Raw genomic sequence first — 14,399 nt, 5'->3', positions numbered from 1 at the left:
AGGAGCGCGTCACAGCCCGGACCGGGGGGCTTTCGGCGATTTCCGTGCGGAACTTCCTTCGTGCACGGTAGCGGGCTGGGTAGCATGCCCCGCCGCCCGGGTGAAGACATGGACGATCGACAGACCCGCGGCTAAAGGGGAAGGGAATGCGCATTGCGGTGCTGGACGACGAACTGGATCAACAGGCGCTGATCAGCGCGGCGCTGACCGAATCAGGGCACGAGTGCCACTGCTTCGATCGCAGCGTCGATCTGCAGCCTGGGCTGCGCGCCAAGGAGTTCGATCTGCTGATCCTTGACTGGGACCTGCCCAACCTCGACATCGATGCCCTTTTGCGGCTCGTGCGGGAGAGCTTCGGGACCTCCATCCCCGTCATCCTGCTCACCCATCGGTGCGACGAGGCCGATCTCGTCGAAGCCCTGGGTGCCGGTGCAGGCGGATGCATCAGCAAACCGTTGCGTGTCCCTGAACTTCAAGCGCGGGCCGAGGCCCTGCTGCGGCGGGTGCGCTTCTCGATCGGGAGCGATCGGCCGCAGGAGTTCGGACGCTATCGCTTCCTGCCCGCGGCGCGTCAACTGCTCATGGACGGCCAGCCCGTCGAACTCAAGAACCGTGAATACGAGCTCGCCCTGCTGCTTTTCCAGAATCTGGGGCGTCTGTTGAGCCGGGACTACCTGCGCGCCACCATCTGGGGCAGCACCCATGAAGACGGCTCGCGCTCGCTGGATACCCACATCTCCCGAGTCCGCAGCAAGCTGGCGCTGCGTCCGGAGCACGGATTCATGCTGACCGCCATCTACGGCATGGGCTATCGGCTTGAACCCGTGGACCCGTCGGAGATGCCCCCGCCGCTGCACATGTTCAGCTGACGCCTGCCGTTTACCGGGGCGGGGGCACGGCTGCCGGTCGCCGTGCGCCGCGATGGGCTGCACGCCGGCCAGCGCCGCGCTACAGTGCGCGACTTTTCATATGCCGCGTCGCCTTCGAGCAGGGTCGCCGTGGCGCCGCCCCTGGCGCCCAAGGCCGCTACGCCCAGGCCTGCCGGTGCGCAACCTGTCCGGAGACTGCTTCATGCGATGGAGACCCAATGTGACCGTGGCCGCGGTCATCGAGAAAGATGGCCGCTTCCTGCTGGTGGAAGAGCACACGGACCGGGGCCTACGCCTGAACACCCCCGCCGGCCACCTTGAAGCCGGCGAGACGCCGGCCGAAGGCTGCGCGCGCGAAGCATTGGAAGAAACCGCCCACGCCTTCACGCCCACGGCCATCGTGGGCATCTACATGGCCCGTTTCGAGCGCCGGTCGCCGGGCGACGAGGGCGACACCGACATCACCTATCTGCGCTTCGCCTTTGCCGGAGAGGTCGGCGCGCTCGATCCTGCGCGGTCGCTGGACGAGGGCATCGTGCGCACGCTGTGGATGACCCCGGAGGAGATCCGTGCCAGCGTCGACCGCCATCGCAGCCCGCTGCTGCTTCAGTGCGTGGAGGACTACCTGGCAGGCCAGCGGCATCCGCTGGACCTGATCCACACCGACAGCTCGGTGCACACGCCCGGGCCAGCCTGAGGTCCGTCCCTGTCCGGGGCGTGGATGCGCACGCCGCCGGAAGGAGGCGGCTGTCAGGGCCGCCCGTACATGAAACCGGTCGGGGCTTCCGTTCCCTCGATCCGGTCGACGAGGCGCAGCAGCGGCGTCAGCTCGCGATAGCGGCTGGCGGTAGCCCGGATGTAGCCGATGAAGCGAGGCGCATCGGCCAGGTACTTGGGCTTGCCGTCGCGCAGGGTGAGGCGGGCGAAGATGCCCGCGACTTTCAGGTGGCGCTGCAGGCCCATCCATTCGACCGCACGGTAGAACTCGCCGAAATCGTCGTCCACCGGCAGCCCGGCCTTGCGCGCGGCCTGCCAGTAGCGCACCGTCACGTCGATCACGAAGTCCTCGTCCCAGCTCAGGAAGGCATCGCGCATCAGGCTGGCGATGTCGTAGGTGATGGGGCCGCGCACCGCATCCTGGAAATCGAGCACGCCCAGCGCATCGGGGTCTTCGCCGACCATCAGGTTGCGGGGCATGAAGTCCCGGTGCACAAAGACCGCGGGCGACGCCAGGTTGGTGCGCACGATCAGGTCGAAGGCCTGCTGCAGCGTGGCCGCCTGGGCATCGTCGAGCGTCACGCCGCGGTGACGGCCCAGGTACCAGTCGGGGAAGAGCGCCAGTTCGCGCCGCAACAGGGCGTCGTCATAGTCGGGCAGCACGCCGGGGCGGGAGGCCTGCTGCCAGCGCACCAGTGCGTCCACCGCCTGCTGGTAGCGCGGCAGGTTGGCGACCGGGTCCTCGCGGTCGATCACATCCAACAGTGTGTGGGTGCCGAGATCGTCCAGCAGCAGGAAGCCGTTGGTCTCATCCCAGTCCAGGATCTGCGGCACCCGCAGGCCAGCGCCGCGCATCAGTGCGGCGACCTGCACGAAGGGCCGGGCATCTTCCTGGGCGGGCGGTGCATCCATCACGATGCGGGAGAGGGCGGGCGCGGCGCCGTCGATGCGGAAATAGCGGCGGAAGCTGGCGTCGGCGGAGGCGGGGCGCAGGGTGTCGGGTTGCAATGCGTGGGCCGGCGCGATGCGCTTCAGCCAAGCCTCGAAAACCCGGCCCCTGGCAGCGTCGGCCCAGGCGATGGAAGCCGGGCCGGAAGGGGGCGCTGAAGCGGTCATGGATAATCGACATTCTACAAATCCGCCCTCTCCCAAATGGGCGCGCGCCGGCCGCAGGACCGGCCGCGTCCAGCGCCGAGACGCTTGCCACACGCATCCATGCCAGACCAGAGCCGCGCCCCCGGGCACCGACGCCTGCCGCCGCTGCCCCTCGCGCTGCTGACGCTGGCGCTCGCGGGCGTCCAGGGCGCGTGGGCACAGTCGCTGCCTCCCCTGCCCGGCGAGCCGCCCCTGGTGCTGCGCCGTACCCCGCAGCTGACCGAGAACATTCCCACTGCAGAACGCAGCCAGCGTCCCAGCATCGTCCAGGGCGACCGCATCTCGGGGCGGCCCGATCTCGAGACCACGATCGAAGGCAGTGCCTCGCTGCGCCGCGGTGACACGGTCATCCGGGCCGATCGGCTCAGGTACGACCAGCCCCAGGACTTGGCCACCGCCGAAGGGGAGGTGCGCGTCAATCAGGCGGGCAATGTCTACGAGGGCCCGCGCCTGCAGCTCAAGCTGGAGACCTTCGAAGGCTTCTTCGACAGCGTGCGCTATCAACTGCTGGCCAACGGCGCCCACGGCACCGCGGATCGGGTCGACTTCATCGATTCTGACCGCACCATCGCGCGCCGGGCGACCTACACGACCTGTCGCCGAGAGGATGACCAGCCGGGATGGAAGCCAGCGTGGTTCCTCAGCGCCGAGAAACTGCGCACCGACAGCGCCGAAGGGGTCGGCGTCGCCGAGAACGTGCAACTGCATTTCATGGGCCTGAGCTCGCCGGCCCTGCCCAGCGTGAGCTTTCCACTGGACGACCAGCGCAAGAGCGGCATCCTGCCGCCGGTCGTGGGCATGGACAGCGTCAATGGCCTGGAGCTGACGCTGCCCTACTACTGGAACATCGCGCCCAACCGCGACGCGACGTTCACCCCCGCGGTCATGAGCAAGCGCGGCATCAACGTCGCCAACGAGTTCCGCTACCTCGAAAAGGACTACAGCGGCGAGGTGCGCTTCGACCTCATGCCCGACGACCAACTGCGCAACCGCGACCGCTGGGGCCTGTGGCTGCGACATCGGCACAACTTCAATGCCGGCACGCTCGGCGCGGACACCCTCAGTGCCAATCTGTCGGTGGACCGGGTCAGCGATGACGACTACTGGCGCGACTTCACCCGCACGCCCACGCTGACCTCACGGCAGCTGTCGGCCGACGGGTCGATCAACTGGAGCAAAGGCGACTGGAGCGGTCGCCTGTTCGCCCAGAAATGGCAGACGCTGACCTACACCGAGGCGCCGATCACGCCAGCCTACGACCGCCTGCCCCAGCTCACGGCCAACTATGCGCTGTATGACTGGAACGGCTTCGACTTCAGCTTCAACAACGAGCTGACGCGCTTCAGCGCCAATTCGATCCAGCAGGGCCAGCCGAATGCCGACCGGCTGTTCTCGCAGGTACAGCTGTCGCGGCCCTTCGTGCGGCCCGGCTACTACGTCACGCCCAAGCTCATGCTGTCCGGCACCAGCTACAGCTTCGACGGTCCGCTGTCCAACGGTGCGACATCGGCCAACCGCACGGTGCCGACCTTCAGTCTCGATACCGGCATGACGTTCGAGCGCGAGACCAGCCTCTTCGGCAAGGCCTACACGCAGACGCTCGAGCCGCGGGCCTTCTTCGTCAATACGCCCTATCGCGACCAGAGCACGCTGCCCGTCTACGACACGGCCAAGAGCGACCTGAGCCTGGCCTCTCTCTTCACCGAGAACGAGTTCACGGGCAACGACCGCATTTCCGCCACCAAGGCCGTCACGCTGGGCGTGACCTCTCGACTGATCGATCCGGACACCGGCTTCGAGCGGGCGCGCTTCGGCATTGCGCAACGGCGCCGTCTGTCGGACCAACTGGTCACGCTGCCGGGCGGCACGGCTTCTACCGACCGCGCGTCCGACGTGGTGACGGCTGCGCAGGTCAACATCAACCCGCAGTGGAGCGTGGAAGGCGCGGTCCAGTACAACCCGCAGATCGACAAGTCGGAGCGTCGTGCCATCACCGCGCGCTACACGCCGGGCCCCTATCGTTCGCTCAGTGCCTCGTACCGTTACCAGGACGATCGGATATCCGTCAACAACTCGGGCTACGAATCCATCGATCTGGGCTGGCAGTGGCCGCTGAACGATCTGTGGGGCGACAAAGGTTCGCCCAAGGCCGGCGGCGGGCTGGGTGGCCCGCGCTGGTATGCGGTCGGCCGCGTCAACTACAGCCTGCGCGACAAGGTGGTGACGGACGCGGTGATGGGACTGGAATACGACGGCTGCTGCTACATCGGCCGCGTGGTGCTCGAGAAGATCAGCACTGGCGTGGCCACGGCCACCAAGCGGATCATGTTCCAGATCGAATTCCTGGGCTTCACCAGTATCGGAACCAGTCCGATGCGCACGCTTCAAACCAATGTGCCGCGCTATCGTTCGCTGCGCGAGCCGACCTTGGCGCCCAGCCGCTTCACCAACTATGAGTGAGCAAGACCCCGCCCGCCGCTTCTGCGGCCGCGGCTTGCTCCACCCCGCCCGCCGCTCCCGGCGCGGCGCTTGATCCAGGAGGCCTACGCCATGAAATTCGAGCTTTCCGTCTTCGCCCTGTCGTGCGCGGCCCTGCTGGCCGCGACGCCGGCCGCGCAGGCCCAGCAAGGTGGCGCCACCCCGCGGCAGAGCATGTCGACGCAGCAGGGCCGCAGCAGTGCCCCGGGCGCCGCGCCGCGCCGCGGCATCACCGACATCATGCGCGAAGGGCCGGCCGCATCCACGCTGCCGCCGCCTGTTTCCGCCGGCACCCAGCCACAAGGGCAGCGCGCCGCCGAATACATCGTGGCGCTGGTCAATTCCGAGCCGATCACCAACACCCAGGTGCAGAAGCGGGTCGAGCGCGTCCTGCGCGAGGCTGGCCCCGAGGCCCAGCGCATCCCGCCCGAGCAGATCACCCGACAGGTGCTGGAGCAGATCATTTCCGAGCGGGCGCAACTGCAGCTGGCCAAGGAGCTGGGTGTGCGCGTCGACGCCATGGCCATCGACCAGGCCGAGGAAGTGGTGGCGCGGCAGAACCAGGTCAGCCTGAGCGAGCTGCGCCGCCGCGTGGGCGAGGCCGGCATCTCACGCGACGAGTTCCGCAACAACCTGCGCGACCAGCTGCTGCTCACACGCCTGCGCGAACGCGAACTGGAAGGCCGCGTGAAGGTCAGCGACGACGAGATCGACCAGTTCCTGCGCGAGCAGCGTGCGGCTGCGAGCAGCGCCGCGCCCGACATCAACCTTGCCCAGGTGTTGGTCACGGTGCCCGAAAAGGCGACGGCCGCGCAGGTCGCCGAGGCGCAGAAGCGGGCGGAGGACATCGCCCGCCGCGCCCGCGCTGGCGAAGACTTCTCCCAGTTGGCCACCCAGCTGTCCGACGCGCCGGATGCCAAGGGCACCGGCGGCGTATTGGGCCTGCGCGCGGCCGATCGCTATCCGCCGCTGTTCGTCGAAGCGACGCAGTCCACGCCCGTGGGCGGCATCGTCGGCCCGGTGCGCTCGGGCGCGGGCTTCCATGTGCTGAAGGTGCTGGCCAAGCAGAATGCCGCGTCGCCGGATTCCGTGGTCACGCAGACGCAGGTGCGCCATATCCTGATGCGGCCCGATGCGCGTCGCACGCCCGAGCAGATCGTTTCGCTCATGGCCGACTTCAAGCGGCGCATCCAGGCCGGGACGGCCGACTTCGCGACGCTGGCCCGCGAGAACTCGCAGGACACGGTCAGCGCCCGGGCGGGCGGTGAGCTGGGCTGGTCCACGCCCGGCCAGTTCGTGCCCGAGTTCGAGGAGGTCATGAGCCGCCTGCAACCCGGCCAGATCAGCGACCCGATCGTCACCCGCTTCGGCATCCACCTGATCCAGGTCGAGGGCCGGCGCGAGGCCAAGCTCAATCCGGCCGAGCTGCGCGAAGCAGCGCGCAACGTGCTGCGCGACCGCAAGATGGAAGACGCCTACGAGGCGTGGGCCCAGGAAGTGCGCCAGCGCGCCTATGTGGAGATGCGCGAGACGCCCACGTCTTGAGCACGATCGCCGGCCACGTCTGCGCCCTTGCCCGCATGAAGCCCCACGCCCCGCGAAAGCGGTTTGGACAGCATTTCCTGACCGACGACGCCATCATTGACGGCATCGTCCGCGAAATCGCGCCGCGGTCCGGAGACGCCATGGTCGAGATCGGGCCGGGCTTGGCTGCACTCACGCAGCCCCTGGTCGAGCGGCTTGGCCGGCTCACCGTGGTCGAGCTGGATCGGGATCTGGCCGCACGGCTGCGCAGTCATCCGCAGCTCACCGTGGTCGAGGCGGATGTGCTGACGGTCGACTTCCGGGCGCTCGCGGACACCACAGGTCAGAAGCTGCGCGTGGCCGGCAACCTGCCCTACAACATCTCCACGCCGATCCTCTTCCATCTGCTGCGCTTTGCCGACCGGATCGTCGACCAGCACTTCATGCTGCAGAAGGAAGTGATCGACCGCATGGTGGCCGAGCCCGCCACGTCCGACTACGGCCGCCTCTCGGTGATGCTCCAGTGGCGCTATGCCATGGAGAACGTGCTGTTCGTGCCACCGGAGAGCTTCGATCCACCGCCCCGCGTCGACAGCGCCGTGGTTCGGATGGTGCCCCGCGCCGCGCCGGCGGTGCTGGATTCCGCGCTGCTCGAACGCATCGTGCAACTGGCCTTCAGCCAACGCCGAAAGCTGCTGCGCCACACGCTGGGCCGATGGCTGGAGGAACAGGCGTTCGCTGGCCACTTCGACGTGCAGCGCCGCGCCGAGGAGGTGCCGGTGGACGAGTACGTGTTGCTTGCGCAAGCACTTGCTTCGGTGTCCTGAAAGAAGGCCGGCGCCTCGGCGCGCCATGGCACAGTCGTACTCGAGGCTTGCGTCGCGCCCAAGAAAAAGCCCGCCGTTCGGCGGGCTTCGTTCGTCAGCACTGGGCCGGAGGGCTCAGGCGGCCGACAGCCAGTAGCTGCTGTTGAAAGGGCTGCTCATGCGCAGCGCCTGGGGAGAGACATCCACCAGCTTGTCGGTGGGCATCTTCTCTTCTGCGCTCAGGTCGATGCCATCGACGGGAGCGGTGGTGGTCACCGGGGCCTCGCTGGCCCGTTCTGCTTGGCCGGGTTGTGCAGAACGGGCTACAGAAAAGAATAGAAGCACCGGAAAGGCACTTTCCGGTCGCCCCAGTAGTCGGCGGCGTCACGGAAGATGTCAAGCAGTTGCTCGCGTGCCTCCTTGTCGAACTTGGCATGCGCGGGGATCTGCTCCAGCACCACGACGAAGCCCGGCTGCGGGCCCGACTTGTACAGCGGGTCGGTCATGCAGTCGTACAGGGCGTCGAAGTTCTTGCCGAAGTGCGCCGGGAAGGTGAACTGCTGCGCGATCAGGTCGAGCACGTCCTGTTTGCTCTGGGCCACGGCCAGGTTGGCGTAAAGGAAGTGGTGGCCCGCTTCTTGCGCCGCCTGCTGCAGATCGGCCACGCGAAAGGCGCGAATCGATTGCACGATGTTCGGCCGCACGCCCTTGAGAGGCTGCTGATTCATCTCCGCTGTTCTTTCCATGATGGTCAAGACTTGTTCCGGACGCGTCGGTGCGTCAATCCATGCCGTGCGTATCAGGGCACGATCCTTCTGAAACTGGCGTAGTGGTCGGCCGTGTACCAACAACCATCGGGTCGGCTGGGCTGCTGGCCTCCGCACACGATCCGGCGCGCACCGCGGTTGCTCGCGCCAGGCGTTCTGACCGTGTACTCGCGGTAGTAGCCGCGCGTCTCACGAGGCAGCAGGCGCTCGCGGTTGCCGAAGACCGTGCCGTCCTTCTCGTGAGGGAAGGGACCGCCTTGCAGGATGGTTCGGTAGGTTTGCTGGCCCTGGGGAGGCAGTTCCGCCAGTGCAATCGAGGTGCCCCGATCCGTCGTCTCCCGTGCGCATGCGGCGGGGATTCCCGCCAGTCCTCCCCAGATGGCTGCCGCAAGAACGCCGAAGCGCGTGAACTTGGAAACCGGGGAAGAGATCGAGGCGAAGACCGCCATGAGGCACCGGAAGGCTAAAGAACGGGACTGCGATTTACGGGTTAACCCGTAAATTCAAGCCCGCCAGTGTGCCGCAGAGCTGCCTAAATAGCAAGCGAATGCCCAAGGATTGGGCAGTGGGAATACCAGCGAAGTGCCAAAAGCTGACGCTTCGCTGGGTTGGCACCGGGGTGGTGCGAGGCGGGCGCGCAGAGCGCCTGCCTGTGGGCCGTTCAGCGGTCTGCGTTGGCGTCGGCCACCGTCAAGGCCGTCATGTTGACGATGCGGCGCACCGTGGTGCTGGCGGTGAGGATGTGCACCGGCTTGGCGGCGCCGAGCAGCACCGGGCCGATGGCGATGTTGCCGCCAGCCGCCGTCTTGAGCAGGTTGTAGGAGATGTTGGCGGCGTCGATGCTCGGGAACACCAGGAGATTGGCGTCGCCCGCCAGTGCACTGTGCGGCATCACGCTCATCCGCTGGCGGCCGTCCAGCGCCACGTCGCCGTGCATCTCGCCGTCCACCTCGAGCCAGGGCGCCTGCTCGCGCAGGAGCGCCAGGGTCTGGCGCATCTTGAGGGCGCTCGGATGGGCGCTCGTGCCAAAGTTGGAATGCGACAGCAACGCGGCCTTCGGCTTGAGGCCGAAGCGCATCATCTCCTCGGCGGCCATGATGGTGATCTCGGCCAGCTCCTCGGCGCTGGGGTCGTAATTGACGTGCGTGTCCACCAGGAACACCTGGCGCTCGGGCAGCAGCAGCGCGTTCATGCAGGCGTAGATGGAAGCGCCGGGGCGCTTGCCGATCACCTGGTCGATGTAGGGCAGATGCGAGTGGGTGGTGCCCCAGGTGCCGCAGATCATCCCGTCCACATGGCCCTTGTTCAGCAGCATGGCGCCGATGAGGGCGAGACGGCGGCGCATCTCGATTTTGGCGACCTGCACCGTCACGCCCTTGCGCTCGGTCATGCGGTGGTAGGTCTGCCAGAAGTCACGGTAGCGCTCGTCCCATTCGACGTTGACGACGTCGTAGTCCTGGCCTTCCTTGAGGCGCAGCCCGAACTTCTCGATGCGCTGGGCGATGATGGCCGGGCGGCCGATGAGCGTGGGGCGGGCCACGCCTTCGTCGACCACGATCTGCGCGGCGCGCAGCACGCGCTCCTCTTCGCCTTCGGCATAGGCCACGCGCTTCTTGGCCGCGCGCTTGGCGGCATCGAAGATCGGCTTCATGGTCGTGCCCGAGGCATAGACGAAGCCTTCCAGCTTGTCGCGGTAGGCGTCCATGTCCTTGATGGGACGGGCCGCCACGCCGCTCTCCTCCGCCGCCTTGGCCACGGCCGGCGCGATCTTCATCATCAGGCGCGGGTCGAAGGGCTTGGGGATCAGATACTCGGGGCCAAAGCTGAGCTTTTCGCCAGCGTAGGCAGCCGCCACGCGCTCGCTCTGCTCCGCCTGCGCCAGGTCGGCGATGGCGTGCACCGCGGCGATCTCCATCTCGTCGGTGATGGTGGTCGCGCCGCAGTCCAGGGCCCCGCGGAAGATGTACGGGAAGCACAGGACGTTGTTGACCTGGTTCGGATAGTCGGTGCGGCCGGTGGCCATGATGACGTCGCCGCGCACCGAGTGGGCCAGCTCCGGCAGGATCTCCGGATTGGGATTGGCCAGCGCGAAGATCACCGGCCGGGCGGCCATCTTGGCCACCATCTCGGGCTTGAGCACGTTGCCGGCCGACAGGCCCAGGAAGACGTCTGCGCCTTCCATGACCTCACCCAGCGTGCGGGCGTCGGTCTTCTGGGCGAACTGCGCCTTGTCCTCGTCCATCAGCTCGGTGCGGCCTTCGTAGACCACGCCGGCCAGGTCGGTGACGAACACGTTCTCGCGCTTCAGGCCCACCTTGAGCAGCAGATTCAGGCAGGCGAGCGCCGCGGCGCCGGCGCCCGAGGCCACCAGCTTCACCTGGCCGATGTCCTTGTTGGCCACCTTCAGGCCGTTGAGCATGGCCGCCGCCACGGTGATGGCTGTGCCGTGCTGGTCGTCGTGGAAGACCGGGATCTTCATGCGCTTGCGCAGCTCGCGCTCGACGTAGAAGCAGTCCGGCGCCTTGATGTCCTCGAGGTTGATGGCACCGAAGGTGGGCTCCAACGCCGCGATCACCTCGACCAGCTTGGCCGGGTCCTTCTCGTCGATCTCGATGTCGAAGACGTCGACGCCGGCGAACTTCTTGAACAGGACGGCCTTGCCTTCCATCACCGGCTTGGAGGCCAGCGGGCCGATGTCGCCCAGGCCGAGCACGGCGGTGCCGTTGGAGATCACGGCCACCAGATTGCCGCGCGAGGTGTAGCGGAAGGCGGCGGCCGGGTCCTTGACGATCTCCTCACAGGGCGCGGCCACGCCGGGCGAGTAGGCCAGCGACAGGTCGCGCTGGTTCGTCATCTGCTTGGTGGCGCTGATCGCCAGCTTGCCCGGCACCGGAAGCTCGTGGTATTCGAGTGCGGCGCGGCGAAGTTCCGCGCGCTTGTCTTCGGCGCTCAGGGGTTTGGACTCGGACATGGGGACACTGCTCCTCGACGCAGGCGGTGGGCTTTGGTGGCGCCGCCGCTGCCTGGCTCACTGGGAAAAGGGCGCCGATTGTAGGCTCGGCCTTACGCCGGTCTTTCTGGTCATAGGCTGCCTGGCCAGTCCGTCCGCAAGAGGCCGTGCCAACGGGGTGTGGCAACATTTGCGGCTCCTCACTTCGCACGCACGGAGCAGCACATGGCCCTGATGGATTTCATCAAGAAACAGTTCATCGACGTCATCCAGTGGACGGAAGAGGGCGATGGCACGCTCGCCTGGCGCTTCCCCATGGCGGGCATGGAGATCCAGAACGGCGCCTCGCTCACGGTGCGCGAATCGCAGATGGCGGTCTTCGTCAACGAGGGGACGGTGGCGGACGTCTTCGGTCCGGGGATGTACAAGCTCACCACCCAGACGCTGCCGGTGCTGACCTATCTGAAGAACTGGGACAAGCTCTTCGAGTCGCCGTTCAAGAGCGACGTCTACTTCTTCAGCACCCGCCAGCAGGTGGACCAGAAGTGGGGCACGCCCCAGCCCATCACCATCCGCGACAAGGACTTCGGCGCGGTGCGGCTGCGGGCCTTCGGCAACTACAGCTACCGGGTGACCGACCCCAAGCTCTTCCACACCGAGATCTCCGGCACGCGCGAGCGCTACACAGTGGCCGATCTCGACGGCCAGTTGCGCGGGCTGGTGCTGCAGAACATCAGCAACGCCATCGCCGCGAGCGGCGTGCCCTTCCTGGACCTGGCGGCCAGCCAGAACCAGTTTGCGCAGGCGCTGGCCGCGCAGCTGGCGCCCGAGTTCGCAAAGATCGGTCTGCGACTGGACGTGATGACGGTGCAGAACCTGTCCCTGCCCGAGGAGCTGCAGAAGATCCTCGACCAGAAGATCGGCATGGGCATGGTCGGCAACGACATGGGCAAGTTCATGCAATACCAGACCGGCCAGGCGATCCCGGTCTTCGCCGAGAACAGCGGCCACGGCGGTGGCGTGGCCGGCGATGCGATGGGCCTGGGCGCGGGCGTGGCGCTGGGGCAGGTGATGGCCAACACACTGGCGCAAGGACTGCAGCAGCCGGCCCAGTCCGCCGCGCCGGCTGCGGCGGCTGCGGCGCCGACCGTCAGTCCGGCCGAAGTGATGTCCACCCTCGAGAAGCTGGCCGAACTCAAGACCAAGGGCATCCTGACCCAGGAAGAGTTCGACGCCAAGAAGACCGAGCTGCTGAAAAAGCTGACGTGATCGGCGCCGCACGCTCCCGCCATGGATGAGCCCGGCGGCACCCAGCGCCACTATCGCGCCCCCTGCCCGGGCTGCGGCGCCCCGGTCGAGTTCCGCTCGGCGCAGTCCGTCTACGCCGTCTGCCCCTACTGCCAGAGCACCGTCGTGCGCCAGGGCGAGCAGCTGGCGCGCGTGGGCAAGATGGCCGAGCTGTTCGAGGACTTCAGCCCGCTGCAGCTCTTTGCCGCCGGCCGCCTGCAGGACAGGCCCTTCACCCTGGTCGGCCGGCTGCAGTACGCCTACGCCGGCGGGCGCTGGACCGAGTGGATCGCCCAGCTCGACGGCGAGCGCCAGGCAACCCTGAGCGAGGACAACGGCGGCTATGTCTTCTCGCTGCCCTATGCGCTGACGCAGCCGGCGCCGCCGCCCGATGCCCTGCGGGTGGGCATGACGACGGCGATCAACGGCCAGTTGTACACCGTGGCGTCCAACGAAGAGGCGGCGCTGCTCTCCGCGCAGGGCGAGCTGCCGCGGCTGCCGGAGCTGGGCCGACCCTTCCGCGTGGTCGAGTTGCGCAATGACAAGGGCCTGGTGCTCAGTCTGGAGTACGGCAGCCAGCCGCCCACGGCCTGGCTGGGCCGACAGGTGGCATTGGCCGACCTGCAGCTCACCGGCCTGCGCAGCGAATCCGGCAAGGAGGAGCGCGGCCGCAGCTTCAGCTGCCCGAACTGCGGCGCGCCGGTGACGGTGCAGCTCGAGGGCAGCAAGAGCATCACCTGCGGCAGTTGCAAGAGCCTGATCGACCTGAGCGCCGGCATCGGCGCCGAGCTGAAGTACGCGGTGCAGGACGAGCCGGTGAGGCCGCTGATCGCGCTGGGCAGTACGGGCCGGCTGGAGGGCAGCGACTGGCAGGTGGTGGGTTTCCAGCACCGCATGGGCCGCTCGCCGGGCGAGGACGAGCAGTTCGGCTGGAACGAGTACCTGCTCTACAACCGGCAGAAGGGTTTCTGCTTCCTGGTCGACGCCGAGGACGGCTGGAGTCTGGTGCGGCCGACCACGGGCGCGCCGGTGGTATCGGGCGGCGGCGCCAGCGCGCGCTACCTGGGCACGACCTACCGCCAGCAGTACAGCTACGACGCCGAGACCACCTACGTGGCCGGCGAGTTCTACTGGCGCGTCGAACGCGGACAGCGCACCAGCAACCGCGACTACGCCGGCCCCAAGGGCGCGGTGCTGTCGCTGGAGCGGGCCGACAAGGAGCTGACCTGGTCGCTCGGCAACCGGCTGGACGGCGCGGCCGTGGCCCAGGCCTTCAAGCTCGATGCGCGCAAGGACCAGTTCAAGCGCGCCGATGCGGCTCCGCTGAGCGCGGCCTCGGGCCTCGGCTGCGGCACCATCATCCTGATCGTGGTGGTCGTGATCATCCTGCTCCTGATCCTGTCGACCTGCAGCAGCGGCTCAGGCTCCTCGGGCAGCGGCTGGCGCAGCACCGGCGGTTCCTACGGCGGCTATTCCAGCGGCGGCGGCCACAAGTAGGTGGCGCGTTTCCCTTCTTCATCCTCTTGCGGAGAGACACATGGCGAAATTCGAATGGCTCCATCCCGTGTCCATCGCGGGCACCCTGCTGTATGCGCTGATCGGCATCGTCGTCTTCTGGGTGGCCTTCGTCATCATCGACAAGATCACGCCCTACGACCTGTGGGCTGAGATCGTCGAGAAGCAGAACCTGGCACTGGCGCTGGTGGTGGCGGCGATGTGCCTGGGCATCTCGATCATCGTGGCGGCAGCGATTCATTGAGCCCCCCGGCTTTTCACGCCGCTGCGCGACGTGTAACGCCACCCCCCGAGGGGGAGGCGCGGCCGCCTTGGGGCGGCCCGGCGGCGG

At 67.5% G+C, this 14,399-nt stretch carries 13 protein-coding genes; 8 read left to right on the top strand and 5 right to left on the bottom strand.

All coding sequences use genetic code 11. From position 1 onward, the window contains the following. The first annotated feature begins 146 nt into the window (after positions 1-146). Together QZ772_RS18905 and QZ772_RS18900 are read left to right on the top strand one after the other, a co-directional pair. Positions 147-869, top strand: a complete 723-nt coding sequence (locus tag QZ772_RS18905; protein ID WP_295529449.1) for a response regulator transcription factor — start codon at positions 147-149, stop codon at positions 867-869. Between the two features lie 202 nt (positions 870-1,071). Next, positions 1,072-1,566, top strand: coding sequence for an NUDIX hydrolase (locus QZ772_RS18900; protein ID WP_295529447.1), 495 nt, complete (start codon positions 1,072-1,074; stop codon positions 1,564-1,566). Positions 1,567-1,619: 53 nt separating this feature from the next. Here QZ772_RS18900 and QZ772_RS18895 read toward each other — a convergent pair whose 3' ends face one another. Continuing rightward, entirely contained in the window at positions 1,620-2,702 is a 1,083-nt protein-coding gene (locus QZ772_RS18895) for a phosphotransferase (protein ID WP_295529445.1), read from the bottom strand. 99 nt (positions 2,703-2,801) lie between these two features. Here QZ772_RS18895 and QZ772_RS18890 point away from each other — a divergent pair, with 99 nt between their 5' ends. The 3 genes from QZ772_RS18890 (at position 2,802) to rsmA (ending at position 7,570) form a co-directional block, all read left to right on the top strand. After that, the gene (locus QZ772_RS18890; protein ID WP_295529443.1) at positions 2,802-5,201 is read left to right on the top strand and encodes an LPS-assembly protein LptD; all 2,400 of its coding nucleotides are present in this window, start codon (positions 2,802-2,804) and stop codon (positions 5,199-5,201) included. Positions 5,202-5,291: 90 nt separating this feature from the next. Continuing rightward, on the top strand, positions 5,292-6,764 hold the full coding sequence (locus QZ772_RS18885; protein ID WP_295529441.1) for a peptidylprolyl isomerase: 1,473 nt from the start codon (positions 5,292-5,294) through the stop codon (positions 6,762-6,764). A gap of 35 nt (positions 6,765-6,799) precedes the next feature. Next, positions 6,800-7,570, top strand: a complete 771-nt coding sequence (gene rsmA / locus QZ772_RS18880) for a 16S rRNA (adenine(1518)-N(6)/adenine(1519)-N(6))-dimethyltransferase RsmA (RefSeq protein WP_295529439.1) — start codon at positions 6,800-6,802, stop codon at positions 7,568-7,570. A gap of 114 nt (positions 7,571-7,684) precedes the next feature. On the opposite strand, the gene QZ772_RS18875 is transcribed toward rsmA, so the two are convergent. The 4 genes from QZ772_RS18875 to QZ772_RS18860 form a co-directional block, all read right to left on the bottom strand. Beyond that, complete coding sequence (locus tag QZ772_RS18875; protein WP_295529437.1) at positions 7,685-7,825, bottom strand: hypothetical protein; 141 nt, start codon at positions 7,823-7,825, stop codon at positions 7,685-7,687. Between the two features lie 47 nt (positions 7,826-7,872). Continuing rightward, the gene (locus QZ772_RS18870) at positions 7,873-8,277 is read right to left on the bottom strand and encodes a barstar family protein (RefSeq protein WP_234983623.1); all 405 of its coding nucleotides are present in this window, start codon (positions 8,275-8,277) and stop codon (positions 7,873-7,875) included. A 71-nt stretch (positions 8,278-8,348) separates the two neighbouring features. After that, positions 8,349-8,765, bottom strand: a complete 417-nt coding sequence (locus QZ772_RS18865; RefSeq protein ID WP_295529432.1) for a ribonuclease — start codon at positions 8,763-8,765, stop codon at positions 8,349-8,351. A 212-nt stretch (positions 8,766-8,977) separates the two neighbouring features. Next, a complete protein-coding gene (locus QZ772_RS18860; RefSeq protein ID WP_295529430.1) occupies positions 8,978-11,287 on the bottom strand; it encodes an NADP-dependent malic enzyme in 2,310 nt (769 codons plus the stop codon). 204 nt (positions 11,288-11,491) lie between these two features. Here QZ772_RS18860 and QZ772_RS18855 point away from each other — a divergent pair, with 204 nt between their 5' ends. The 3 genes from QZ772_RS18855 to QZ772_RS18845 are packed head-to-tail and all read left to right on the top strand — an operon-like array spanning position 11,492 to position 14,312. Continuing rightward, positions 11,492-12,535 (top strand): SPFH domain-containing protein, encoded by a 1,044-nt coding sequence (locus QZ772_RS18855; protein WP_295529428.1) that lies wholly within the window; start codon positions 11,492-11,494, stop codon positions 12,533-12,535. Positions 12,536-12,556: 21 nt separating this feature from the next. After that, positions 12,557-14,050, top strand: a complete 1,494-nt coding sequence (locus QZ772_RS18850; RefSeq protein ID WP_295529426.1) for a DUF4178 domain-containing protein — start codon at positions 12,557-12,559, stop codon at positions 14,048-14,050. Between the two features lie 40 nt (positions 14,051-14,090). After that, positions 14,091-14,312 (top strand): DUF350 domain-containing protein, encoded by a 222-nt coding sequence (locus tag QZ772_RS18845; RefSeq protein ID WP_295529424.1) that lies wholly within the window; start codon positions 14,091-14,093, stop codon positions 14,310-14,312. The last annotated feature ends 87 nt before the right edge of the window (positions 14,313-14,399 follow it).

This window comes from uncultured Pseudacidovorax sp. (assembly GCF_913773995.1).
Lineage (GTDB): Bacteria > Pseudomonadota > Gammaproteobacteria > Burkholderiales > Burkholderiaceae_C > Xenophilus.
This window is presented reverse-complemented; position numbering and strand designations above follow the sequence as displayed.

Excerpts from the sequence above, each read along its gene's own strand:
- QZ772_RS18905 (WP_295529449.1), top strand. The coding sequence starts at position 147 with ATGCGCATTGCGGTGCTGGACGACGAACTGGATCAACAGGCGCTGATC.
- QZ772_RS18900 (WP_295529447.1), top strand. The coding sequence starts at position 1,072 with ATGCGATGGAGACCCAATGTGACCGTGGCCGCGGTCATCGAGAAAGAT.
- QZ772_RS18895 (WP_295529445.1), bottom strand. The coding sequence starts at position 2,702 with ATGACCGCTTCAGCGCCCCCTTCCGGCCCGGCTTCCATCGCCTGGGCC.
- QZ772_RS18890 (WP_295529443.1), top strand. The coding sequence starts at position 2,802 with ATGCCAGACCAGAGCCGCGCCCCCGGGCACCGACGCCTGCCGCCGCTG.
- QZ772_RS18885 (WP_295529441.1), top strand. The coding sequence starts at position 5,292 with ATGAAATTCGAGCTTTCCGTCTTCGCCCTGTCGTGCGCGGCCCTGCTG.
- rsmA (WP_295529439.1), top strand. The coding sequence starts at position 6,800 with ATGAAGCCCCACGCCCCGCGAAAGCGGTTTGGACAGCATTTCCTGACC.
- QZ772_RS18870 (WP_234983623.1), bottom strand. The coding sequence starts at position 8,277 with ATGAATCAGCAGCCTCTCAAGGGCGTGCGGCCGAACATCGTGCAATCG.
- QZ772_RS18865 (WP_295529432.1), bottom strand. The coding sequence starts at position 8,765 with ATGGCGGTCTTCGCCTCGATCTCTTCCCCGGTTTCCAAGTTCACGCGC.
- QZ772_RS18860 (WP_295529430.1), bottom strand. The coding sequence starts at position 11,287 with ATGTCCGAGTCCAAACCCCTGAGCGCCGAAGACAAGCGCGCGGAACTT.
- QZ772_RS18855 (WP_295529428.1), top strand. The coding sequence starts at position 11,492 with ATGGCCCTGATGGATTTCATCAAGAAACAGTTCATCGACGTCATCCAG.
- QZ772_RS18850 (WP_295529426.1), top strand. The coding sequence starts at position 12,557 with ATGGATGAGCCCGGCGGCACCCAGCGCCACTATCGCGCCCCCTGCCCG.
- QZ772_RS18845 (WP_295529424.1), top strand. The coding sequence starts at position 14,091 with ATGGCGAAATTCGAATGGCTCCATCCCGTGTCCATCGCGGGCACCCTG.